Origin of the sequence: Propioniciclava sp. MC1683, assembly GCF_014164675.1 — a bacterium.
Lineage (GTDB): Bacteria > Actinomycetota > Actinomycetes > Propionibacteriales > Propionibacteriaceae > Propioniciclava.
This window is the reverse complement of record NZ_JACJFX010000031.1, coordinates 1-22923: the sequence shown is the minus strand read 5'-3', so window position 1 is coordinate 22923 and position 22923 is coordinate 1. Positions and strand designations below refer to the sequence as shown.

Genomic DNA, 22923 nt, shown 5'->3' with positions numbered 1-22923 from the left:
GTCAGCGGTAGGAGGCCATCGTCCCGTTGTGGATGGCGTCGGCCATCGAGCGCATCCGCGGCCAGTCCACGAGGTTGATCGACTGGCCGCCCCTGCTGCGGCCGAAGCCCGAGATGGGGGCCTGCAGGCTCACGACGTCGCCGCCACCGGTGAGGCGCAGGGACGTCCCGATCGACACGATCTGGCCGTTCGTGAGGCCCTGGTCGACGGTGACGAAGCTGCCCAGCCGGTTCGCCACCGCGCTGAACCGAGCCGGGTTCGCGAGGGTGTCGGCAGAGAGGAGCTTGCCGGCGATCGCCTGCAGCACCAGCCGCTGGCGCTCCGCCCGGTCGAGGTCACCACGCGGCAGGTTCTTGCGCTCACGCACGTAGGCGAGCGCCTTCTCTCCACTCAGCGTCACCTGCCCGCGCGGGAACCCGGGGCTGGCGTGCTTGTTGTTCACCGTCACGCCGCCGAGCGCGTCGGTGAGGCCGATGAAGCCGTCGAAGTTGATCATCGCGGCGTGGTCGATGCGGGTGCCGATCAGGTTCTCGACCGTGCGCACCGCCAGGGGGACGCCGCCGTACGCGTAGCCGGCGTTGATCTTCGCCGCGCCACGCCCCGGGATCGTGACCCACATGTCGCGCGTTAACGAGACCAGGTACACCTTGTCGCGCGCCGGCGGCACGTGGGCGAGGATCATCACGTCGCTGCGCCCGCGGTCGTTGCCCCGGGAGTCCGACCCGAGCAGCAGCACGTTCAGCGAGCCGTCGGCGCCCGGCCCGGGACGCCCGGGGTTGATCGACCCGCCCGGCTCGGCGACGCCACCCTCGATGGGGGAGGTCGTGGTCTCCTCCTCGACCGCCACGGGGGCCGGGGCACCGCTGTCGACCTGCGTGCCGAGGTTGGGGCGCGCGTCGAGCTCGGGGTCGGCCGTCAGCGGGGCGTCGTCGGGCATCAGGTCCTCGCGCGGCATGCCCGAGAGGGCCTGCTGCACGCTCCACGCGTAGAAGCCACCGACCCCCAGCACGGCCACCAGCACGAACACCAGCGTCGCGAGCAGGATGCGTCGGCGCATCGGCTTCTTCGTCGTTGCCATGAGGCCCTCCGCGGACCGGGGTGGCGGGTGCGGTCCCGACCCAAGCCTAGGTGGGTCTGTCAAGGAGGGATGGAGCGCTCGCGCCCGGGTTGCTGGCAGCCGGACGCCGTGGCGTACACTTGTCCTCCGCCGGGGCCATGGCGCAATTGGTAGCGCACCTGCTTTGCAAGCAGGGGGTTAGGGGTTCGAGTCCCCTTGGCTCCACCACCGAGCCTCTTGATGTCGTGAGGTTGCCTGGTCAACCACCACCCTCTACGATGGAAGCACGAGGGGAGTACTCCACAAGTCCCCGCCGGCCACTCCGGATGACATCATCCCCGGCGGAGCGCCCGATCCGGGTGGGGGAGACCTCAGACCGACATCGATCTGAGGAGACCCATGCTCGACTCCATCGCCACGCCCGCGCTCTGGGGCTGGACCATCGCCGGCATCCTGGCCCTGTTCGCCCTCGACTTCGTCATCACCCGCCGCCCGCACGAGGTCTCCATGAAGGAGGCCGTCGGCTGGTCGGTGTTCTACGTCGCCCTGCCGGTGGCGTTCGGCGGCTGGCTGCTGGCGCAGTACGGCGGCCAGACGGGGCTGGAGTACTACACCGGCTACCTCGTCGAGAAGAGCCTCAGCGTCGACAACCTCTTCGTGTTCATGCTGATCCTCGGGGCGTTCGCCGTGCCCAAGGAGCTGCAACAGCGGGTCCTTCTCATCGGTGTCGCCGGCGCGCTGGTCCTGCGTGCGGTGTTCATCGCGCTGGGGGCGACGCTCATCGCGTCGTTCTCGTTCACGTTCCTCGTGTTCGGCCTGATCCTGCTGCTGACCGCGGTCAAGGTGTGGAAGGACGCCGCGGGCGGCGGCGCGCACACCCCGGTCTCCGAGATGCGGGTCGTGCGCTGGATCCGCAGGATCTGGCCCGTGACCGAGGACTACCACGGCACCCGCTGGACCGTCACCGAGAACGGACGCCGCGCGCTCACCCCGCTCGCGGTGGCGATCCTCACCGTGTTGTTCACCGACGTCGTCTTCGCCGTCGACTCCGTGCCGGCCGTGTACGGCATCACCGGCGACCCGTACCTCGTGTTCGTCACCAACGCCTTCGCCCTGCTGGGCCTGCGCGCGCTCTACTTCGTGCTCGCCGGCGTCCTGTCCAAGCTGGTCCACCTCAGCCACGGGCTCGCGGTCATCCTGGCCTTCATCGGGGTGAAGCTCGTCCTGCACTGGGCGCACGGCATCTGGGCGTGGGTCCCCACGGTCCCGACCCTGGCCAGCCTCGTGGTGATCGTCGGCGTCCTCGCCCTCGTGACCGTGACGAGCCTCGTCTCCACCCGGAAGCAGGCCACCGCCGAGGCCGGGCCCGCGGCGTCCGAACAGCTGCCGACGGCAACACGGTTCTGATTTCTGGGGGAGGGGCAACTACGCTGGATCGGGTGTGGTATCGGCGACCAGCTGACCACGAGAGTGAGGATCCTGCATGACTGACCCGAAGCGCGCCGGCGGCGCCTCGCGAGCTCCCCGTGGCGGCGCCCCGCATCAGCGTGGCAAGCGCACCGGCGGACAGATCGCGCTGGGCTTGTTCAAGTGGATCGGCATCCTCGCGTTGACGGTCGCCGTGCTCGGCGTCGGGGCCTTCGTGTTCATCTACGCCAACACCACGATCCCGAAGCCGAACGACGAGTTCCAGACCAACGTCTCGACCGTCTACTTCAGTGATGGCGAGCAGCCGATGAGCACGTTCTTCGTGCACAACCGGCAGTCGATCCCGCTCAGCGAGATGCCCGAGAACGTCAAGCAGGCCATCGTCGCCGCCGAGAACGAGACCTTCTGGGAGGACCGGGGGATCTCCGTGCCGGGCCTGATGCGCGCGGTGCAGACCGCGCTGACGCCGGGCGTCGACACGGTCGGTGGCTCGACGATCACGCAGCAGTACGTGAAGGTCCGCTACCTCACCCAGGACAAGACGATCACCCGCAAGCTCACCGAGATCATGGTGGCGCTCAAGGTCAACCAGGACCTGACCAAGGAGGAGATCCTCGAGGGCTACCTCAACACGGTCTACTTCGGGCGCGGCGCGTACGGCATCCAGACCGCGGCGCAGGCGTACTTCTCCAAGGACGCCAAGGACCTCGACGACCAGCAGGCCATCGCGCTGTCGGCGATCATCAACGCCCCCAACCACCTCGACCCGGCGCGCGGCGACAAGCAGCGCGCGGACCTGCTCGAGCGCTACCAGTACACGATCAACCAGATGGTGAAGGTCGGGTACATGACCGAGGCGCGCAAGGACGAGATTTACACCACGCTGCCCGACTTCCCGCGCCTGAGCGTCGAGAACCGCCTGGGGGGGCCCAACGGCTACCTGGTGAACAAGGTCAAGGACGAACTGCTCACCGCCGGCTTCGACGCCGCCCAGATCGAGGGTGGTGGCCTCAAGATCATCACGACGATCGACAAGCGCCTGCAGGACGCCGCGGTCACGGCGGCCGCCAACATGGCCGAGCGCATCGCCAAGAACTCCGGCGAGGGGCACGACCCGCTCTGGTACCACCCGGCCATCGCCTCGGTCGACACGAAGACCGGTGCGATCCTGGCCGAGTACAACGGCCCCGACTTCGTGACCAGCGAGATCCCCTGGGCCGAGACCCCGCGTGCCACCGGCTCGACCTTCAAGCCGTGGGCGCTCGTGGCCGGCCTCCGCGAGGGTGCCACGCTGAACACCAAGTTCAACGGCCGCAACAAGCTGAAGATCGGCGACAGCGAGGTGTCCAACGCCGGCGGCGGCAACTATGGCTGGATCACGCTGCAGGACATGACGACCAAGTCGGTCAACACCGCCTACGTCGACATGACGATGCAGATGGACGACGGCCCCCGCAAGGTCGCCCAGGCCGCCATCGACGCCGGTGCCCTGACCGAGGTGGACGAGCGTCACTTCCAGCCCTCCATCGCGCTGGGCTACCTCGAGGTCAGCCCCCTCAACGCGGCACGCGCGCTCGCCACGCTGGTGAACGAGGGCAAGCGGTCGGACACCCACATCGTGGCGGAGGTGCGCGACGCGCAGGGTGAGGTCATCTACCAGCCGGCCATCGTGCAGGACCAGACGATCGAGCCCGACATCGCCCGCAACGCCGCCTACGCGCTGACCAAGGTCGTCGAGGACGGCACCGCCCGGGGCATGCGTTCGCTCGGCTACCCGACCGCCGGCAAGACCGGTACCTACTACGACTCCAACAAGAAGGAGACGCGCTCGACCTGGTTCATCGGCGCCACGCAGCAGATCTCCACCGCCGTGGTGCTGACCGGCGGCGAGCAGGGCATCAGCGACCTCGGCGGCAACGTGTACGGCTCGACCTACACCGCCCCCGGCTGGCTGGAGTTCATGAAGGTCGCGATGGAGGGCAAGGAGAGGATCGCCTTCCCCGGCCCGACGCGCATGAGCGAGACCGGGAACTTCACCTCCCCGCCGATCCCGCGGGCCGCCGCGACCTCGGAGCCCACGGCGTCCGAGACGCCGTCGCCCGAGCCGACGCCCGAGCCGACGCCTGAGCCCGAGCCGTCGCCCGAGCCCGAGCCGTCCCCCTCGGAGACCCCGTCCCCGGAGCCGCCGAAGGCGCAGCCGACGCCGTCCCAGACTCCCGGCGGCACCCCGGGCCGCAACAGGGAGACCCCGGGAGCCCCCGGCGGCGGCAACGGCTGACCCACCTCCCGTGGCGAGGACCGTGAGGCGGCTGGTCGACGAGAACCTGCTGGTCGTGCAGGTGTGGCTCGTCACGCGGCTGTTGTTCGCCGTCATCGCGGTGGCGCTGGCGGTGACCGGACGCCGCAGCCTCGAGTCCGTCGTCGCCCAGTGGGACGTCGCGCACTTCCTTCTCATCGCGCGGGAGGGCTACGCCGACCCGCAGGAGATGGCGTTCTTCCCCGGCCTCCCGCTGGTGCTGCGCGGGTTCATGGAGATCGGGCTCTCGCCCGTCCTGTGGGGCTCGATCCTGGCCCTGGCCTGCTCGCTCGTGGCGGCCTTCGCGCTCAAGCGCATCGCCGGCACGTGGGGGGCGATCGCGTGGCTGCTCGCGCCGACCGCGGTGTTCACGGCCGTCCCCTACACCGAGTCGCCGTTCATGGCCGCCGCCTTCTGGTCCTGGGAGCGCGCCACCCAGCGCCGCTGGGGCCAGGCCGCGCTGCTCGCCGCGCTGGCGTGCACCCTTCGGGTGTCGGGGCTGTTCCTCATCGGTGCGCTGGTGATCCTCGCCATCACGCAGGGACGCCGGCCCTCGCGTCGCAAGGGGGTCCAGGACGGCGGGCTGGGCGCCCGCCTCGCCTGGCTGGTGCTGCCGACGACGGTGCTGGTCGCCTATGTGGTCTACCTCCACGGGCTCACCGGCTCGTGGACGGCCTGGTTCTCCGCGCAGGAGGCCGGCTGGGACCGTGGCTTCCACTGGCCCTGGGAGGCCCTGCGCAACCACTGGGACACCCTGTGGCGCCCCAACGCCGACCACCCCGAGTGGCCGTGGCTGTTCCGCGCCGAGCTCGTCTCGTGGATCGTCGGCCTCGTCGTGGCCGTGGTGGCCCTGTTCCGCCGCCGGGTGGCGGAGGCCGCCTGGGTGGGCGTCCAGGTGCTGGCCTTCTCGCTGTCCTACTGGCTGATGAGCGTGAACCGCGCCGTGCTGCTGTGGTTCCCGCTGTGGCGGCTGGTCGGTGAGTTCGTCGAGGCGCGCAAGCACAAGCCGGCGTGGCAGGCGCTGGGCGTGCTGCTGGGCCTGCTGGCGGTGGGCGTCCAGTGCCTGTGGGCCTGGCTGTACTTCACCGGCCGCTGGGCCAGCTGAGCCCGGCCGCCGTTCCCGCCTGACGGGTCGATCAGCCCGGTCCGCCGAAGTCGAGCCCCGGCAACGGGCGCGCGGCGTCGGCGACGACCAGCAGGTCCCCGACCGCGACGCCCTCGAGCACCTCGACGTGCGTGTCACCCACGCTGCCGAACCGGGCCGGGACCTCGACGACCTCGTCGCCCCGAAGGAGGCGCACCGTGCCTTCTGTGTCCGTCCGCGTGACCGCCGACAGCGGGACCACGACCACATCGGTGGCGCTGCCGACACCGATCTCGACGGTGGCCGAGGAGCCGCCGGGCAGCCCCTGCGCGTTCTCACCCGTCGTCAGGATCGTCACCGGGAAGGCGCCCATGGCGTTCGGGACCAGGGCCTTGCTGGCGACGGTCGCCACGGCCTCGACCCCGCCGGCCGCCCGCACGGTGGCCTGCTGCCCCTGCCTGAGCGCCAGGAACTGGGACGCCGGCACGGTCACGCTGACCGTCACCGCCCCCGGCGCGGTCACGACCGCGCGCTCGGACGCCGTGGCCGTCGATCCGACGGTCCAGGGCAGGGCCGAGAGGGTGCCGCCCATCGGGGCGCGGAGCGTCGCCGCCTCGAGGTGCTCCTGGGCGGACGCCAGCTCGCGCCGGGCCTTGGCCAGGGCGACCTCGGCCGACACGATCGCCGAGCGGTTGGGGTCCGGTGCGCCGCCCCCGCCCGCGGACTGCAGGTCGGACAGGTCGGGGAACCCGCCGTCGGTCGACCCCATCGGGGGAGCGGACTGGGCCCGCGCCACCTGCTGCTGCCAGCCGCCGAGGGCGCGGTTCACGGCGTCGATCCAGCCGCGCACCTGCTCGACCGCCGCCGCGAGCGCGCCACCCACGCCGCCGACGGCCTCGGGGCCGCGCGCGTTCGCCAGCGTCGCCGCCGCCTGGGCCTCGGTCACCGCCGCCTGCGCCGCCGTGACCTGCTCGACCGCGGCCAGGCAGGCCTCGGAGTCGACGGTGGGTTCGGGGGACGGGGAGGCCGGCGGCTCGGGCGTCGGTGAGGCCGGGGGACCCGGCGTCGCGCTCGGGTCCGGAGTCACGCTCGGCCCGGGGGTGGCGCTCGGGTCGGGGGACGGCTGCGGCGTGGCCAGGGGCGTGGCGGACGGGTCCGGGGTGGGGTCGGGCGTCGCCGACGGACTTGGCGTGGCGCTGGGGCTCGGCGTGGCGCTCGGCGTTGCGCTGGGGGTCGGGGCGACCGGGTGGCAGGCGTCCTGCATCGCGGCGACCGCCTTGCCGGCCAGGGCGGTCCGCTCGGCCACGACGGCGGCTGCCGCCTCGGCCTCGGCACGGGCGGCCTCGAGTGGGGTGAGGTCGACGTACGGGTCGGGCGCCTCGGGCAGCGCGAGCGGCGGGGGCGCCGGCATCCCGCCGCCGGCGTCCACCACCGGACGCCGCGGCGTCGAGGGGACCACCGGCCCGGACGCGGGGGCGTCCGCCTGCCGCATCTGCTGGACGGACAGGGCGGCGGCGTCCACGGCGGCCTGGGCGGTGAGCACCTGCGTGCGCAGCGCCGTGTCGTCGATGACGGCGAGCACGTCGCCGGGGGCCACGGTGTCGCCGACCGCCGCGCGCACCTCGAGCACGGTGGCGGACGCCGGGAACCGCACCGACATCTCGTTCACCTGCGCGACGGTGCCGCTGGTGGTGACCGTCTGCGTGATGGAGCCGCGCTCGGCGGCCACGGTCGTGTACCGGTTCGCGCCGGCCGGGCCGCGGCTGCCCGACTGCAGCGCCGCCCAGCCGAGGCCGGCGACGAGCAGCAGCGCCAGGGCGGCGGCGAGGACGCGGCGGCGCCGCGTGCGGGCCACCGAGCGGCGGTCGCCCTCGGGCGGGGTGGTGACGCGGGCCGGCGGCAGGGGGGCGGGGCCGGGCACGGGAGGGGGAGTGGCCATGGGGTGGTCCTCACTCGCGACGGAGGGCGTCGATGGGGGCGAGCCGGGCCGCCCGCGACGCGGGGTAGACCCCGGCGATGATGCCGATGGTCGCCGAGACGCCGAGCGCCATCAGCACCGTCGGCACCGACACCGGGATGGGGAACTGGGTGGCCGCCGTGATCAGCCAGGCGACGCCGCCGCTGAGCAGCAGGCCGAACATGCCGCCGACGAGGGCGAGCAGGGCGGCTTCGGTGAGGAACTGCAGCAGCACCGTGCGGCGGCGGGCGCCGAGCGCCTTGCGCAGGCCGATCTCGCGGACGCGCTCGGACACCGACACCAGCATGATGTTCATCACGCCGATGCCGCCGACGACCAGCGAGATCGCCGCGATGCCGCCGAGCAGCAGGGTGAGTGCGTTCGTGACCTCGGCCATCGCGTCGACGAGCGACTGCTGGGCCATGATCATGAAGCCGCCCTGGTCGGGCGAGGTGACGCCGCGGCGTCCGAGCAGGAGGGCCTCGGTCTCCTGGTAGGCCTGCGGCAGCTTCTCCACCGACGCGGCCTGCACGTAGATGGCCGACACCGGGTCGTCGCCCCAGGCCAGCCGCTCGCGGTAGGTGGTCATCGGGATCGCGGCCATGTCGTCGGCGCCCATCATGCCGCCGACGCTGCCCTCGCCCGTCAGCACGCCGATCACCCGGAAGCTGCTTCCGTTGGCCGAGACCATCTGGCCGACGGCCGAGAACGGGTCGCCGAACAGCTGCTCCGCGACCTGGGTGCCGAGCACCACGACCGGCGCGGCGTCGGCGTACTCCTCGTCGGTGAAGAAGCGGCCGGACGCCAGCGTGCGGCTCCGCACGGACAACCAGCTCGTCGTGGTCGCCTCGGCGTTGGTGCCGGCGACCTTGTCCCCGGCCGTCAGCTCGAAGCCGGTGTTGATCACCGGGGCGACGCCGGCGATGTCGGGGGCGACGGAGCGGTCGGCCAGGGCGTCGGCGTCCGCGACGGTGAGGGGCACCTGCTCGGTCGGGGCCATCATCATGCCGTCGGCCGGAACCGGGCCGTAGTAGCCGCCCATCACGGTGAGCATGTTGGAGCCGAGGTCGCCCATGCTGCTGGTGACCGCCGACGAGGCGCCCTGGGCCAGTCCGACCGACAGGGTCACCGCAGCAATGCCGATCGTGATGCCGAGCGTGGTCAGGATCGAGCGCACCCGGTGGGCCACGATGGCGTCCAGCGCGATGCGGAAGGTCTCCCACCAGGTCATCACGGCGTCCACCCCCCGGGCTCGTCGGAGGCGATGCGGCCGTCGAAGACGCGCACGACGCGCTGGGCGCGGGCGGCGACCTCGGCCTCGTGGGTGATGAGCACGATGGTGCGGCCCGACCGGTGCAGCTCGTCGAGCAGGTCGAGGATCTCGGCGGTCGACACCGAGTCGAGGTTGCCTGTGGGCTCGTCGGCCAGGATCAGCGCCGGGTCGGTGACGAGCGCGCGGGCGATGGCGACGCGCTGCTGCTGGCCCCCGGAGAGCTGTCCGGGCTTGTGGTGGGCGCGGTCCGCGAGGCCGACGCGGGCGAGGGCGTCCAGTGCGCGCTGCTTGCGGACGCCGCCCTTCACCCGGGCGTACCAGAGGGGGAGCTCGACGTTGCGCCACGCGGGCTGGCTGGTCAGGAGGTTGAACTGCTGGAAGACGAAGCCGATCCGCTCGTTGCGGATGTCGGCCAGGTCGTTGTCGGTGAGGTGGGCGACGTCCTCGCCGTCGAGGACGTACTGGCCGTGGGAGGCGACGTCGAGGCAGCCGATGACGTTCATCAACGTCGACTTGCCCGAACCCGAGGGTCCCATGATCGCCACGTACTCGCCGGCCTGCACGTCGAGGTCGACCCCGCGCAGGGCGTGCACCTCGACGCCGTCGCCGCGGTAGGTCTTCCAGACGTTGCGCAGTTGGAGGACGGGGACCGGCGCGGCGTCCGCGAGCGGCTCGGTGACGCTCATCGCGGCTTCTCCTCGACCGGGCCGAGGGATGCCATGCCGCCCATCACGAGGACCGTTTCGCCCTCGTCGAGGCCGGAGACGACCTCGACCAGGTCGCCCTGACGGGTGCCCAGCATGACCGGGACGGGCTGCGGGTCGGCGCCGTCGCGCCGGACGAGGACCGAGTCCTCCGTGCCCTGGCCGCCGTTGAGCAGCGCGCCGAGCGGGACGGCGAGGACCCCGGTGCGGCCCTCGCCGACCAGGTCGACGGTGGCGGCCCCGCCGGTGAAGATGTCGGCGGGCTCGCCGTCGAGGGTGATGGTCACGGGGAAGGTGGCCGCGGTGGGGCGGTCCCCCTGCGCGGAGGTCGCGATGACGCCGACGGCGCTGACCTTGCCGGGCAGGGGCGTCCGGCTGGAGGAGGCGCGGACGGTGGCCTGCATGCCCTTGGTCACGAGCGGCCGCTCGGCGCTGCCGACGGAGGCGTCGACCTGGAAGGTGCGGGAGATGACCACGACGGCGGCGCCGGTGTCCGAGCCACCGCCGGCCGGGGCGCCCATGCCCATCGGGTCGAAGCCCCCGGAACCGGCGGGGGCGGACGCCCCGTCGCCGATGCGGTCGCCGACCTTGACGTTCACGGCCGCGACGACGCCGTCGATGGTGGAGACGAGCGTGGCCTTCTCGAGGGCGGCCTGCGCGTCCTTGAGCGCCTGCTCCTTGAGGCTGAGCGCCGACCGGGCGGCCGTCACGGCGGCCGCGGGGCCGGTGCGGCGGGCGGAGTTGTAGTCCTGCCGGGCGGCGGTGGCCTCGGCGGTGGCGTCGCTCACCGCGGCCCGCAGGTCGGCGTCGTCGATGGACGCCAGCGCCGTGCCGCGCGTCACGCTGTCGCCCACGGCGACGGGAACGCTGGTGACCTCGCCGTCGCTGGTGAAGGACAGGTCGAGCCGCTGGGTGGGGGCGATGGTGCCCGCGAGGGTGACGGTCGGGGCGAGGTCGATCCGCATCACCTGCACCTCGTTCCGGCCACCCCCCTCGGAGAAGGCGGCCATGCTCGCGAGGAAGGACTGCACCACCCAGGCGAGGGCCAGGAGCAGGACGAGCACGACGCCCAGCACGACGAACAGGATGGTCCGGCGGCGGCGCTTCGGGGCGGGGGGCGGGGTCGGTGCCGGGGGCGGCGGCGACTGGATCTCTGACACGGGGGCGTCCGTTCGGTTCGGAGGTGGCAACCGCATCCTCCCCCAGGACGGGACCCCGGGCGTCAGCCTTGGGGCTGAGGCCCGCCCGACTTACGGATGAGTGCCTTCAGCACGCTCGGCAGCAGGTTCAGCGTCAGGTCGCCGTCGGCGGGGTCGACGCCGATGAGGTTGCCCAGCATCCCGTGGTCGTGCACCGCGTGCAGCGCCCCGACGGCCTCGGGGCCGGTGACGGCCAGCTCGTAGCCGAGCGTCGACAGTGCGTGGCTGATCGCCCCGGCGACGGCCTCGGTTCCGCGGCGGTGGGTCTCGCGGTAGGCGAGCGCGAGCTCGGGGGAGCGCGCGGCGTGCAGGCGCAGCTCCTGGCCGGTCAGCACCCAGTCGCGGTCGGTGGGTCGGGAGGCGAAGAACATCTCGAGCGCCACGCGCATGAGCGCGTCGATGTCGGTGGTGGGCGCTATGTCGACGGCGGCCAGCGCCTTGTCGAGGGCGGACATCTGGTCGGAGATCTGCCGATCCAGCACCGCGATGCACAGGTCGTCCTTGCTGGAGAAGTTGGAGTAGAACGCGCCCCGGGTGAAGCCCGCGGCCTCGCAGATCTCCTCGACCGACGCCCCGAGCACGCCCTTCTCGGCGAACACCCGGATCGCGGCGTCGACGAGCCGGTCGCGCGTGGCCGCGCGGCGAGCCGTCAGGGTCTCGGTCACGTCTCCTCCTCGTCGGTCCACCCTAACCCGCAACAGGTTTTGAGGGGGACGATCGATACAGTATCGTATTCAATACATTTCTGTATCGAAGGGTGCCCTGTGTCCACCTGGATCTACCGGCTCGCCCGAGCCTCGTGGCGCGCACGCAAGCGCGTCGTGGCGGCCTGGCTCGCCATCCTCGTCGTCCTCGGCGGCCTCGCGCTCGCCGTGGGCGGCTCCTTCAACGACGAGTTCGACATCCCGGGCGCGTCGTCCCAGGTGGCCCTCGACGGCCTGCGCATGACGTTCCCCGAGGCGGCGCTGAGCTCGGCCAACATGGTCGTCCTCGCGCCCGAGGGGCAGAAGGTCACCGACCCCGCCATCAAGCAGGCGATCGAGGACGAGCTGCCGCTGCTGGAGGAGCTCGACTGGGTCGAGATGGCGCAGTCGCCCTTCTTCGAGTACGTCGACGGACTGATCAGCGACGACGAGACCGCCGCGCTCATCAACGTCCGCGCCAAGGAGGGCCTCGGGCCGTCCAACCTCACCGACGCCCAGCGCGAGATGCTGGTCGAGGCGGGCGCCGACCTGCAGGACGCCATCCCCGGCGGCGAGGTCCACGTCGGCGGTGACCTTTTCTCGGTCTCCATGCCCCACCTCTCCGCCATCGAGGCCATCGGCGTCGGCATCGCCATCATCGTGCTGCTGGTCGTCCTAGGGTCGCTCCGCGCCGCCCTGATGCCCGTGATCAGCGCGCTGGTCGGCGCCGGGGCGTCCGTGCTCGTCATCGTGATCGCGGCCGGGGTCATCCCGATCATGTCGACCACGCTGCTGCTGGCCCTGATGCTCGCGCTGGCGGTCGGCATCGACTACTCCCTGTTCATCGTCAGCCGCCACCGCGACCAGCTGGCCACGGGCATGGAGGCCGAGGAGTCGGCCGCGCGCGCCACCGCCACCGCGGGCTCGGCCGTCGTGGTCGCCGGCTCCACCGTCATCGTGGCGCTGGTCGGCCTGAGCGTTGCCGGCATCCCCTTCCTCGGCATCATGGGCGTGTTCTCCGCCGTCGCGGTCGCCATCGAGGTGGCCCTCGCCCTCACGCTGCTGCCCGCCATGCTCGGCTTCGCCGGCGACCGCATCCGCCCCAAGGAGGCGCGCCTGGCCATGGCCGAGGGGCGTCCGATCGAGCAGCACGCGAAGCCCGACGGCTGGACGCGGGCATCCCGCTGGTGGGTGCGCGTCATCACCAAGGTGCCGCTGCTCACCATCCTCGCGGTCATCGCGATGCTCGGCGCGCTGGCCCTGCCGGCCACGCAGCTCAAGCTGGCCCTGCCCAACTCGGGCCAGAACCCGCCCGGGGCGCCCGACCGCATCACGTTCGACCTCATCACCGAGCGCTTCGGCGCCGGCTACAACGGCCCGCTGGTCATCACCGGCCCGATCGTCGAGTCCACCGACCCGATGGGCCTGGTCACCGAGCTGGCCGACGAGGTCGAGCAGGTGCCCGGCGTGAAGCTCGTCGCCATGGCCGTCCCCAACCCGAACGCCGACACCGCCCTGATCCAGGTCATCCCGACCACCGGGCCCGACGACCCCGCGACCAGCCAGCTGGTCCACAACCTGCAGGCGCTCACCGACACGTGGCGCGCCGACCGCGGCGTCGACATGGCGATCACGGGCTACACGGCCGTCGCGCTGGACGTCTCCGCCCAGCTGGCCGGCGCCCTGCTGCCGTTCTCGCTGTTCGTGGTCGGCCTGTCGCTGGTGCTGCTCACGGTCGTGTTCCGCTCGCTCGTCGTGCCGGTCAAGGCGGCCCTGGGCTACCTGCTCAGCGTCGGCGCGGCCTTCGGCATCACCACGCTGGTGTTCAACCTCGGCTGGGGCAAGGAGATCATCAACCTCCCCGAGGCGATCCCGGTGATCTCGTTCCTGCCGATCATCCTGATGGGCATCCTGTTCGGCCTCGCCATGGACTACGAGATCTTCCTCACCTCCCGCATGCGCGAGGAGTACGTCCACGGCAACCGCACCAACCCGACCGAGGAGGGCTTCGTCCACTCCGCCAAGGTCGTGGTCGCGGCCGCCATCATCATGGTCAGCGTCTTCGCGTTCTTCGTCCCCGCGGGCAGCGGCGTCATCAAGCCCATTGCCCTCGGCCTGGCCGTCGGCGTGGCGATCGACGCCTTCCTCGTCCGCATGACCCTCGGCCCGGCGGTCATGAAGATGCTCCGCAGCGGAGCCTGGTGGCTGCCGGCGTGGCTCGACCGCCGCCTCCCCGAGATGGACGCCGAGGGCGAGGCCATCGTCCACCAGCTCTCCCTGGCCGACTGGCCGCACCCCGGCGCGAAGCACGCGATCTACGGCCAGGGGCTCGGCGCGGCCACGCCCGACACCGAGCTGTTCGAGGGCGTCGACGTCGACGTGGCCCGCGGGCGCACGCTCGTCCTCGACGGGCCGCCCGCCTCGCGTCGCGCGCTCACCCTGGCCCTCACCGGACGCCTCGCGCTCACCTCCGGCGAGCTCAAGGTCCTCGGCCTGGTCCTGCCCCAGCAGGCCGGGGAGCTCCGCCGCCACGCCCTGTGGCTCGACGGCACCAACCCCGACGCCGAGCGGCTCCTCGAGCGGGTCGCCTCCGCCGATCCGGAGAAGCGCACCGTCGAGTTGGTCGCCGTCGACGACGTCGACCGGCTCACCGGCCCGGCCCGCGCCGTGGTCGAGCGGCTGGCGTCCGACCCCGACATCACCCTCGTCCTGGCGGGCGACGACGCGGACACCCTGGCCGCGCTCGACCCCGCACGCACCCCTGCCCTCGTTGGAGGTACCCGATGAAACGCTCCCGCTGGACCACCTGGCTGGCCCTGTTGCTGGTGCCCCTGCTCGTCGCAGGCGGCTTCCTGTGGGGCACGGCCCACGCCGACACCGGCCTGCGCGGCGTGCAGGCCGCCGTCGTGAACAACGACGAGATGGTCGAGGTCAACGGCCAGATGATGCCGCTCGGACGCCAGTTCGTGGCCGAGCTGGTCGACTCCGACCGTGAGCAGAACTTCCACTGGGTCATGGCGACCGAGGAGAAGGCGGCCGAGGGCCTGCGCACCGGCCGGTACGCGGCCGTCGTGACCATCCCGAAGGAGTTCTCCGCCGCCGCGACGTCGTTCGGGGGCGAGGCCAGCGAGGCGCGCCAGGCCACGATCCACGTCGAGACCTCGCCCGTGGCCGGCCTCGACGAGACCGCGCTGGGCCAGACCATCGCCGACGCCGCCGCGAACGCGCTCAACCGGTTCCTGACCGGGGAGTACCTGAAGAACATCTACATCGGCTTCAACCAGATGTCGGCCCAGATGCTCGAGATGGTCGACGGCACCGCCCAGCTCGCCGACGGCGCGAACCAGCTCTCCGACGGCGCCTACCAGTCGGCCGACGGCGCGTTCGCGCTGTCCGAGGGCCTCAACCTGGCCTCGGCCGGTTCGCCCCAGCTGCGCAGCGGCGCGGCCCAGTCGGCCTCGGGCGCCAAGGCGCTCGCCGACGGCCTCGGCCTCGCCTCGGCGGGGTCGGCGCAGCTGCGCGACGGCGTCCGGGCCGCGAGCTCGGGTGCCGACCAGCTGGCCGGCGGGGCGTCCCAGCTCGCCGACGGCACCCGGCAGTGGGCCGACGGTGCCGACGCCTACGCGACCGGCGCCCAGACCTACGCCGACGGCGTGGCCACCTACGCCGACGGCGTCACCCAGTACACCGGCGCGGTGAACGGCCTGCTCACGCCGCTGCGCGCGGCGCTGAACCGGATCCCCGAGTGGGCCGACTGGCTCGAGGAGGCCGCCGCGTCGGTCACCCAGCTCACCGAGCGCGCGATCGCATTCGACGCACGCGTCCAGGCCTTCGTCGCGGAGGCCCGCGCCTGGGTCAAGGAGGCCATGGGCCTGGCCGACGACGCCGCCGGCGTGCGCGCCGGCGTGACCGCCGCGGCCGAGCGGGCGTCCGCGCTCGCGGCCGGCACCGCCACCTGCCCCGAGGGCCTGTCCGAGGAGGCGTGCACCGCCTACCAGCAGGGCGTGGCCGCCGCCGGTCAGCAGGTCGCGGACGCCCTCGCCCCGGTCTCCACGGACGCCGGCGACCTCGCCGGGCAGGCCGTGGACCTGAAGGACGCCGGCACCGCGATCCTCGCGCTGCTCGACCAGATCTCCGCCGCGTCGACCGAGATGGTCGCGTGGGCGCCGCGGGTCCAGGCCGAGCTCGAGGCCCTGCAGGGTTCCATCCCCGAGGGCACCCCGACCACCAAGGCCGAGGTGCTCGCCCTGCTCGACCAGTTCATCGGCGCCGGCACCCAACTCTCCGAGGGCGGGCACCAGCTCGCCGACGGCGCGACCCAGCTCGTGGGCGGCGCCGACCAGCTCGCCGGCGGAGCCCGCGGGCTCGCCGACGGCACCGACGCGTTCGCCGACGGCGTCACCGGCCTCGCGGGCGGGCTCACCCAGCTCAGCGGAGGCGTGGACGCCTACACCGGCGGCGTCGACCAGGCCGCCGGCGGCGCCCGCCTGCTCGCCGACGGCCTCGGCCAGCTGTCCTCGGGCGTCGACCAGTACACGGGCGGCATCGACCAGGCCGCGGGCGGGGCGTCCCTGCTCGCGGGTGGCCTCGGCCAGCTCGCCGACGGTGCCGGCGCCCTCGCGGACGGCACCCAGGAGCTCGCCGACGGCGTCGCCTCGGGCGCGGGTGACATCCCGACCTACACCGAGGCCGAGCGCGACCAGCTCGCGGGCGTCGTGGCCTCGCCGGTCTCGACCGACGGGCTGTCGTCGCTCGTGCGGCCGAACCTCGCGTGGGTGAGCCTGCTGCTCGCCTCAACCCTGTGGGTGGGCGCGCTGGCGACCTTCGCCGCGCTGCCGGGCCTGTCGCGCCGCGCCGCGCTGTCGACCGCCGGGACCGGCGCCCTGTTCGGGCGCGCGTTCCTGCCGGGCCTGGGCATCGTCGCCGCGCAGGCGGTGCTGCTCACCGTGCTCGGCGCGGTGGCGCTCAAGCTGACCTGGGGCGAGGGGGTGCTGCTCGGCCTCGTCATGCTCGTCGCCGGCGCCGCGTTCGCCGCGGTCAACCACGCGCTGGCGGCCCTGTTCGGCAACGGCGGGCGCATCGCCGCCCTGGCGATGGCGCTGGTGACGGCCGTGACGGCCACGACGTCCACCGCGCCCGGACTGTTCTCCGCGCTGCGGTCGCTCTCGCCGGTGTCCCCGGCGCTGGACGCCGTGCGTGCGGTCTCGACCGGCACCGGGGTGGCCATCCCGGTCTTCGTGCTCGTCGGCTGGGGAATCGTGGCCCTCGGGGCCGCCGCCGCCTCGGTCGCGCGCTCGCGGACCGTGCCGCTCGCCGCGGTGGTGAAGGGCTAGTCGTTGGGGGCGTCGCCGGTCGTCCCGGCGGCGCCGTCCTCCGTGGCCTCTTCGTCGACGTCGGCGGCCTCGGCGTCCGCCTTCGACTTGGCCTTCTTCGCGGCGTCCTTGAGCGCGACCGAGCGCCAGAAGTCGGACTGCGTCGGCATGCCGTACGCCCGCGCCGTCGTGTCGTGCAGCTCGATGACCTTGTTGTACAGCCGCTCGTTGAAGCGCGGTACGGTCTCGCCGGGCAGGGCGCGCATCGGCGGGCCGAACACCACGTGCACCGTCGGACGCCCCGGTACCGGCAGCTTCTGCCCGTACGGCATGGCGGCGTAGGCGCCCACGAGCGCGATCGGCAGGACCGGCACCTCGTGCTGGATCGACAGCGCCGAGACGCCCATCTTGAACTTGGCCATCGCGCCGGTGCGCGAGCGGGTGCCCTCGGGGAAGATCAGCAGCGGTACGCCGTCATCGAGCAACCGGCCCGACAGGCCCGCGTGGCCACGCATGCCGCCGCGGTCGACGGGGTAGGCGTTGAAGAAGATGCGGGTGCCCAGGGCGGAGGTCTTCTTCTTGAAGAAGTAGTCGGCGGCGGCACCGGCGGCGAGGTTGCGGGACAGTCGGCGGGGGAGCGCGCCGTAGATCACCGTGGTGTCCACGTGGCTGGAGTGGTTCGCGATCACGATGAAGGGCGCGTTCAGCTCCTTCAGGTGGCGATCGCCGTGGATGTGCACCGACAACGCCGACCACACGTACGGCTTCATGATCAACTGCTGGGCCACGAAGCGTGCGATGGCCTGCGGGGTGTCTGAGTACTTGCCCAGATCGTCCTTGCCCACGTCAGGTGTCTCCTCGCTGTTCGACGCTGCCATTGTGCACCACCGCGGCGCCGTCGGCGCAGGTCAGGTGCGCATGCGGGCGGCGCGGGCGCTGATCGCGTACACCGCGCGCCGGGGGGCGTGCTGCAGCGCGAACGCCGCCAGCTTCCACCGCTTGGTCGGGATGCTTAACACCTTGCCGGCCTCCGCGTGGGCCAAGCACTCGCGGACGCACCGCTCGGCGTCCACCCACACCCAGTCGGGGATGCCCGACGCGCCCATGCCCGCCCGCTGGTGGAACTCGGTGCGCACCCAGCCCGGGCACAGCGTCGTGACGGTGACACCGCTGCCGGCGAGGTCGCCCGCGAGGCCCTCCGACCAGACCTTCGTGTACGCCTTCACCGCCGAGTAGCCGCTCTGGGTGATCCACGCGCTGAGCGAGGCGACGTTGATGATGCGGCCATGCCCCCGGGCGCGCATCGCCGCGCCCGCGGCCGCGCCGAGCACCATCGGGGCGACGGCCATGACGTCGAGCGCCTGCTCCTGCTGGGCGGTGTCGGGGTCGTCGAGCGTGGTCGTGGTGCCGAAACCGGCGTTGTTCACGAGCAGGTCGATCGGGTTGTCGGGATCGGCGAGGCGGTCGGCCACCGTGGCCACCTGCGCGCGGTCGGCCAGGTCGGCGCCCAGCACCTCCACCCGGACGCCGTGGGCCGCGGACAGCTCGGCGGCCAGCGCGTCGAGGCGCTCGCGGTCACGCGCCACGAGGACCAGGTCGTCGCCGCGGGCGGCCAGCTGGCGGGCGAACTCGGCGCCGATGCCGGCGGTCGCGCCGGTGACGAGGGCGGTGGTCATGTGTTCAACCTACCCGGGGACGCCGAACCGCCGCCGCCACCCGAGGGTGACGACGGCGGCCGGATGTGAACGGCGGAGGATCAGGCGACGACGGCCTTGACCTCGCGCGCCATCTGGAGCTCCTCGTTGGTCGGCACCACGAGCACCTTCACCGGCGAGTCGTCGGTGGAGATGAGGCGCGGCTCCTTGGAGCGGACGGCGTTGCGCTCGGCGTCCAGGTGGAAGCCGAGGTTGTGCAGGCGCGTCACCACGGCCTCGCGGATGGCCGCGGCGTTCTCGCCGACGCCGGCGGTGAAGGCCACGGCGTCCACGCCGCCGAGGATCGCCATGTAGGAGCCGATGTACGACACGAGGCGGTGCACGTACACGTCGAGGGCCAGCTGCGCGGCCTCGTCACCGGCGGCGGCCTTGTCGCCCACGTCGCGCATGTCGTTGGAGCCCGACATGCCCAGCAGGCCCGACTTCTTGTTGAGCAGGTTGTCGATCTCGTCGATCGTCATGCCCGAGCGGTAGAGGTAGGCGTGGATGCCGGGGTCGATGTCTCCCGAGCGGGTGCCCATCATCAGGCCCTGCAGCGGGGTGAGGCCCATCGAGGTCTCGACCGGCTGGCCGTCCTTGATCGCCGAGATCGAGGCGCCGTTGCCGAGGTGGCAGACGATCATCTTGAGCTCGTCGTAGGGCTTGCCGAGCACCTCGGCCATCTTGTGCGACACGTAGTTGTGGCTCGTGCCGTGGAACCCGTAGCGTCGGATCTTCAGGCGCTTGGCCGTCTCGACGTCGATCGCGTAGCTGTACGCCTCGGCGGGCAGGTGCGCGAAGAAGGCGGTGTCGAAGATCGCCACGTGCGGCACCTCGGGCAGGATGTGCTGCGCCGCGCGGATGGCGGTGATGCCCGGCGGGTTGTGCAGCGGGGCCAGCGGCGAGAGGCGGATCAGGGTGTCGATCACCTTGTCGTCGATGAGCACGGTGTGGTCGAACTCGTCGCCGCCGTGCACGGTGCGGTGGCCGACGGCCTTGATGTCGGCCATCTTCGGGCCGTGGGCGTCGAACATCGACGTCATCGCCGCGAGGGCCTCCTCGTGGTCGGCGAAGTCCTGGGTGACCGTGAACTCCTCGCCGCCGACGGTGTGCTCGAGCGTGCTGCCCGTGCCGCCGATCTTCTGGATGAGGCCGGTCGCGATGACCCGCTCGTCGGCCATGTCGATGACCTGGTACTTGATCGAGGACGACCCTGCGTTCAACAGGAGGATGTCCATGCTCATGGGTGGCTCCTAACCCCGGGCCGCGACGCGTCCGGACTCGTGGGTGGTGCAGGGGCCGGACCCCGTCGTCCGGCCCCTCGGGTGGATCAGTTGTTCTGCGCCTGGATCGCGGTGATGGCGATGGTGTTGACGATGTCGTCCACCAGCGCGCCACGCGACAGGTCGTTGACCGGCTTGTTCAGGCCCTGCAGGACCGGACCGACCGCGAGCGCACCCGCCGACCGCTGCACGGCCTTGTAGGTGTTGTTGCCCGTGTTGAGGTCGGGGAAGATGAACACGGTCGCCTGACCGGCCACGTCCGAACCCGGCATCTTCTTCGAGCCGACGTCGGGGTCGACGGCGGCGTCGAACTGGATGGGGCCCTCCACCTTCAGGTGCGGCGCCCGCAGGCGGACCAGGTCGGTCGCCTCGCGTACCTTGTCCACGTCGGCACCCGCGCCGGACGAGCCGGTCGAGTACGACAGCATCGCCACGCGCGGCTCGATGCCGAACGCCACGGCCGTCTGCGCGGAGCTGATCGCGATGTCGGCGAGCTGCTCGGCGGTCGGGTCGGGGTTCACGGCGCAGTCGCCGTACACGTCGACGCGGTCGGACATGCACATCAGGAAGCTGGAGCTGACCACCGAGACGCCCGGCTTGGTCTTCACGAACTCCAGGCTCGGGCGGATGGTGTTGGCGGTGGTGTTCGCCGCGCCCGACACCATGCCGTCGGCCAGGCCCAGGTGGACCATCATCGTGCCGAAGTAGCTCGGGTCGGCCATCTTCTCCTTGGCCTGCTCGACCGTGACGCCCTTGGCGGCGCGGAGGCGCATGTACTCCTCGGAGAACCGCTCCACCAGCTCGGGCGTGGCCATGTCGATGATCTCGGCACCCTCGAGCGAGTAGCCGGACGCCAGCGCGTGGGCCTTCACCTCGGTCGGGTCGCCGAGCAGGATGATGTCGGCCGTGCCGCGGCGCAGCACGATGGACGCCGCCTCCAGGATGCGGTCGTCGCCCGACTCCGGCAGCACGATCCGGCGCTTGTCACGGCGGGCCATCTCGTTGAGCTGGTACTCGAACATGACCGGCGTGCGGATCTCGGCGCGGTCGACGTGCATGGCACCCAGCAGGGCGCCGGCGTCCACGAACTCGGAGAACAGGCGACGGCCCAGCTCGGTCTTGCGGTCGGAGCTGGTCATCATGCCCTCGAGGCGGAACAGGCGCTCGGCCGTGGTGTACGTGCCCAGCTCGGTCATGGCGATGGGCAGCTCGTGCGGCACCGACGTGATGAGCTGCTGGATCGAGTGCGGCACCGCGTAGCCACCGGTCAGGATCAGGCCGGCCAGCTGCGGGAACGCGCCCGAGGTCTGGGCCATGAGCAGGCCCGGGATCATCTCGGTGCGGTCGCCCGGCATGATGACCGTCGCCTCGGGCTCGAGGCGGGCCAGCAGGTTGGGCAGCGTCATGGCGCCGACGATCACGGTCTGGCTGTCGTGCTGCAGCATGTCGTCGCGCCCGACGATGAGGCGTCCCTCGACGGCCTTGACCTGCGCGCCGAGCAGCGGGGCGGCGAGCACCCGATGGTCGGGGATGACGCCGGCCACGACGTCGGGCCAGGCGGCACGGACCGCGTTGGCGTACTCGGCCTCGTGGCCGGTCGGCACGCGGGTCGGGATGACCGCGATCGTCGTGGCGTGGTGCTTCTTGAGCTCCTCCAGGGAGCTGCGCGCGTACTGCACGACCTCCTCGGGGCTGCGGCCGCGGGCCGAGACACAGAAGGCGACGGGCGCGTTGAGGTTGGCGGCGATGCGGGCGTTCAGGCCGAGTTCGGGGGCGCCGAGGGCGTCGCGGTAGTCCGAGCCCAGGATCACCACGGCGTCGAAGTGCCCGGCGACCTCGCCGTAGCGCCGCACGATGGTGGCCAGGGCCTCGTCGGCGTCGCGACGCACGTCCTGGTACGTCACGCCGTACGACTCGTCGTACTCCTGCTGGACGGCCGGCTGGCGGAGGAGCGCGGTCAGGATCTGGTCCGGTTCCGTGCCCTTGATGATCGGCCGGAACACCCCAACCGACTCAACCTCGCGCGTCAGCGCGTCAACGATGCCGAGGGCGACGACCGACTTCCCTGTCTGGCCCTCGGGCGCCATCACATAGATGCTCCGAGTCACGGGGTCAGGTTACCGGGCGTCGGCGTCCAGCGCGCATCGCGCTCGCCCCTCGTGGGCCGCCGCCCTCCCTGGCTCACTGGAACTCACGGTTCTTCCGCAGGAGTTCGAGGATGGGCTCGCTCAATGGCTTCGCCAGGATCCAGCGTTCCCCGATGTACCAGACCGAGCAGAACAGGATGAGGAGCAGCGCGACGTTGAGCCCCGTTGCTGTGAGGCCGCCGACGGGACCCATCGCCAGAGTGGTGGCCACGAGGGACACGACGATTCCGACAGCCAACGCCCACAGAAGGGATCGGCGTAGGACCTGTGCGTAGGCCCGACTGATCTCGCGCGTGTCAGCCCCCCAGTGACGCAGGATGCCCATGTCGCGCCGGGCGAGTCTCACGTACGTACGCCAAGTAGCCAGGAAGTAAACTCCAGCTCCGAGGAACAGGATGGACGCAAGGGTCAGCGCCGCGGTCACCTGTGCGGAAAGACTCACGTCCAGATCATTGAACGCTGCCAGGGCATAGCGCGGCGCAAAACCGGCGGCACGCAGGCGTTGCGCAACTGGCTCGACCTGATCCAGTTGATCGGGGACCACATGGACAGCTCCGACCAGGGGCGTCATGGGTAGTTCCCCAGCATTCCACCGAGCGAGGACGCCGTCCCAGTCCTGCCCGAACGACAGTTCGGTGATGTGTCGAAAGGTGTCTTCGCGCACCAAGATGATGCCCTCAGCCTCGATCCGCCGACGCTGATTTGTAGGTGACGATTTCCCCGTTCTCGGGGGTGGTTGAGCAGCTCTGCCGTGTGAGGGTGCGGGGTATCTGCCGGTGTGCCCGGCTTTTCCACTGCTGGTTCCT

The 22923-nt window shown here is 71.9% G+C and carries 16 protein-coding genes and 1 tRNA gene; 6 read left to right on the top strand and 11 right to left on the bottom strand.

Features of this window, described 5'->3' with window-relative positions; translation table 11 throughout:
- Position 1: 1 nt before the first annotated feature.
- Positions 2 to 1078 carry an LCP family protein gene (locus tag H5397_RS14245; protein WP_182818228.1) on the bottom strand — a complete coding sequence of 359 codons (1077 nt, stop codon included), beginning with the start codon at positions 1076 to 1078 and terminating at the stop codon, positions 2 to 4.
- Between the two features lie 131 nt (positions 1079 to 1209).
- Here H5397_RS14245 and H5397_RS14240 point away from each other — a divergent pair.
- From H5397_RS14240 to H5397_RS14225, 4 genes are all read left to right on the top strand, one after another.
- Positions 1210 to 1285 (top strand) — tRNA-Ala (locus H5397_RS14240).
- A 171-nt stretch (positions 1286 to 1456) separates the two neighbouring features.
- Positions 1457 to 2464, top strand: coding sequence for a TerC family protein (locus tag H5397_RS14235; protein WP_182818227.1), 1008 nt, complete (start codon positions 1457 to 1459; stop codon positions 2462 to 2464).
- A gap of 76 nt (positions 2465 to 2540) precedes the next feature.
- On the top strand, positions 2541 to 4763 hold the full coding sequence (locus tag H5397_RS14230) for a transglycosylase domain-containing protein (protein WP_182818225.1): 2223 nt from the start codon (positions 2541 to 2543) through the stop codon (positions 4761 to 4763).
- Between the two features lie 10 nt (positions 4764 to 4773).
- A complete protein-coding gene (locus H5397_RS14225) occupies positions 4774 to 5886 on the top strand; it encodes a mannosyltransferase family protein (protein WP_182818224.1) in 1113 nt (370 codons plus the stop codon).
- 31 nt (positions 5887 to 5917) lie between these two features.
- Here H5397_RS14225 and H5397_RS14220 read toward each other — a convergent pair whose 3' ends face one another.
- The 5 genes from H5397_RS14220 to H5397_RS14200 form a co-directional block, all read right to left on the bottom strand.
- A complete protein-coding gene (locus H5397_RS14220) occupies positions 5918 to 7804 on the bottom strand; it encodes an efflux RND transporter periplasmic adaptor subunit (RefSeq protein ID WP_182818223.1) in 1887 nt (628 codons plus the stop codon).
- A gap of 10 nt (positions 7805 to 7814) precedes the next feature.
- A complete protein-coding gene (locus H5397_RS14215; RefSeq protein WP_182818242.1) occupies positions 7815 to 9053 on the bottom strand; it encodes an ABC transporter permease in 1239 nt (412 codons plus the stop codon).
- Positions 9053 to 9781 carry an ABC transporter ATP-binding protein gene (locus H5397_RS14210; protein ID WP_182818222.1) on the bottom strand — a complete coding sequence of 243 codons (729 nt, stop codon included), beginning with the start codon at positions 9779 to 9781 and terminating at the stop codon, positions 9053 to 9055. The genes H5397_RS14215 and H5397_RS14210 overlap by 1 nt, the downstream gene beginning before the upstream one ends.
- Positions 9778 to 10959, bottom strand: coding sequence for an HlyD family efflux transporter periplasmic adaptor subunit (locus H5397_RS14205; protein WP_182818220.1), 1182 nt, complete (start codon positions 10957 to 10959; stop codon positions 9778 to 9780). The genes H5397_RS14210 and H5397_RS14205 overlap by 4 nt, the downstream gene beginning before the upstream one ends.
- A 62-nt stretch (positions 10960 to 11021) precedes the next feature.
- Entirely contained in the window at positions 11022 to 11663 is a 642-nt protein-coding gene (locus H5397_RS14200) for a TetR/AcrR family transcriptional regulator (RefSeq protein ID WP_182818219.1), read from the bottom strand.
- Between the two features lie 99 nt (positions 11664 to 11762).
- Between H5397_RS14200 and H5397_RS14195 the strand changes: the two genes are divergently transcribed.
- Together H5397_RS14195 and H5397_RS14190 are read left to right on the top strand one after the other, a co-directional pair.
- On the top strand, positions 11763 to 14468 hold the full coding sequence (locus H5397_RS14195) for an MMPL family transporter (RefSeq protein ID WP_182818218.1): 2706 nt from the start codon (positions 11763 to 11765) through the stop codon (positions 14466 to 14468).
- Positions 14465 to 17014: a YhgE/Pip domain-containing protein gene (locus H5397_RS14190; protein WP_182818216.1), complete on the top strand. Its 2550-nt coding sequence runs from the start codon at positions 14465 to 14467 to the stop codon at positions 17012 to 17014. The genes H5397_RS14195 and H5397_RS14190 overlap by 4 nt, the downstream gene beginning before the upstream one ends.
- On the opposite strand, the gene H5397_RS14185 is transcribed toward H5397_RS14190, so the two are convergent.
- The 5 genes from H5397_RS14185 to H5397_RS14165 all read right to left on the bottom strand — a co-directional run bounded on the left by H5397_RS14185 (position 17011) and on the right by H5397_RS14165 (position 22781).
- A complete protein-coding gene (locus H5397_RS14185) occupies positions 17011 to 17838 on the bottom strand; it encodes a 1-acyl-sn-glycerol-3-phosphate acyltransferase (RefSeq protein WP_208091063.1) in 828 nt (275 codons plus the stop codon). The two genes, H5397_RS14190 and H5397_RS14185, sit on opposite strands and share 4 nt — an antisense overlap.
- A 63-nt stretch (positions 17839 to 17901) precedes the next feature.
- Entirely contained in the window at positions 17902 to 18669 is a 768-nt protein-coding gene (locus tag H5397_RS14180; RefSeq protein ID WP_182818214.1) for an SDR family oxidoreductase, read from the bottom strand.
- A gap of 80 nt (positions 18670 to 18749) precedes the next feature.
- Positions 18750 to 19931, bottom strand: a complete 1182-nt coding sequence (locus H5397_RS14175; RefSeq protein WP_182818213.1) for an acetate/propionate family kinase — start codon at positions 19929 to 19931, stop codon at positions 18750 to 18752.
- Between the two features lie 86 nt (positions 19932 to 20017).
- The gene (gene pta, locus H5397_RS14170; RefSeq protein WP_182818211.1) at positions 20018 to 22078 is read right to left on the bottom strand and encodes a phosphate acetyltransferase; all 2061 of its coding nucleotides are present in this window, start codon (positions 22076 to 22078) and stop codon (positions 20018 to 20020) included.
- A 73-nt stretch (positions 22079 to 22151) separates the two neighbouring features.
- Positions 22152 to 22781: a hypothetical protein gene (locus tag H5397_RS14165; protein WP_182818210.1), complete on the bottom strand. Its 630-nt coding sequence runs from the start codon at positions 22779 to 22781 to the stop codon at positions 22152 to 22154.
- Positions 22782 to 22923: the final 142 nt, after the last annotated feature.

Bases quoted from the DNA above. Each gene is read 5' to 3' on its own strand.
- H5397_RS14245 (WP_182818228.1), bottom strand. From the start codon at position 1,078: ATGGCAACGACGAAGAAGCCGATGCGCCGACGCATCCTGCTCGCGACG.
- H5397_RS14235 (WP_182818227.1), top strand. From the start codon at position 1,457: ATGCTCGACTCCATCGCCACGCCCGCGCTCTGGGGCTGGACCATCGCC.
- H5397_RS14230 (WP_182818225.1), top strand. From the start codon at position 2,541: ATGACTGACCCGAAGCGCGCCGGCGGCGCCTCGCGAGCTCCCCGTGGC.
- H5397_RS14220 (WP_182818223.1), bottom strand. From the start codon at position 7,804: ATGGCCACTCCCCCTCCCGTGCCCGGCCCCGCCCCCCTGCCGCCGGCC.
- H5397_RS14215 (WP_182818242.1), bottom strand. From the start codon at position 9,053: ATGACCTGGTGGGAGACCTTCCGCATCGCGCTGGACGCCATCGTGGCC.
- H5397_RS14210 (WP_182818222.1), bottom strand. From the start codon at position 9,781: ATGAGCGTCACCGAGCCGCTCGCGGACGCCGCGCCGGTCCCCGTCCTC.
- H5397_RS14190 (WP_182818216.1), top strand. From the start codon at position 14,465: ATGAAACGCTCCCGCTGGACCACCTGGCTGGCCCTGTTGCTGGTGCCC.
- H5397_RS14180 (WP_182818214.1), bottom strand. From the start codon at position 18,669: ATGACCACCGCCCTCGTCACCGGCGCGACCGCCGGCATCGGCGCCGAG.
- H5397_RS14175 (WP_182818213.1), bottom strand. From the start codon at position 19,931: ATGAGCATGGACATCCTCCTGTTGAACGCAGGGTCGTCCTCGATCAAG.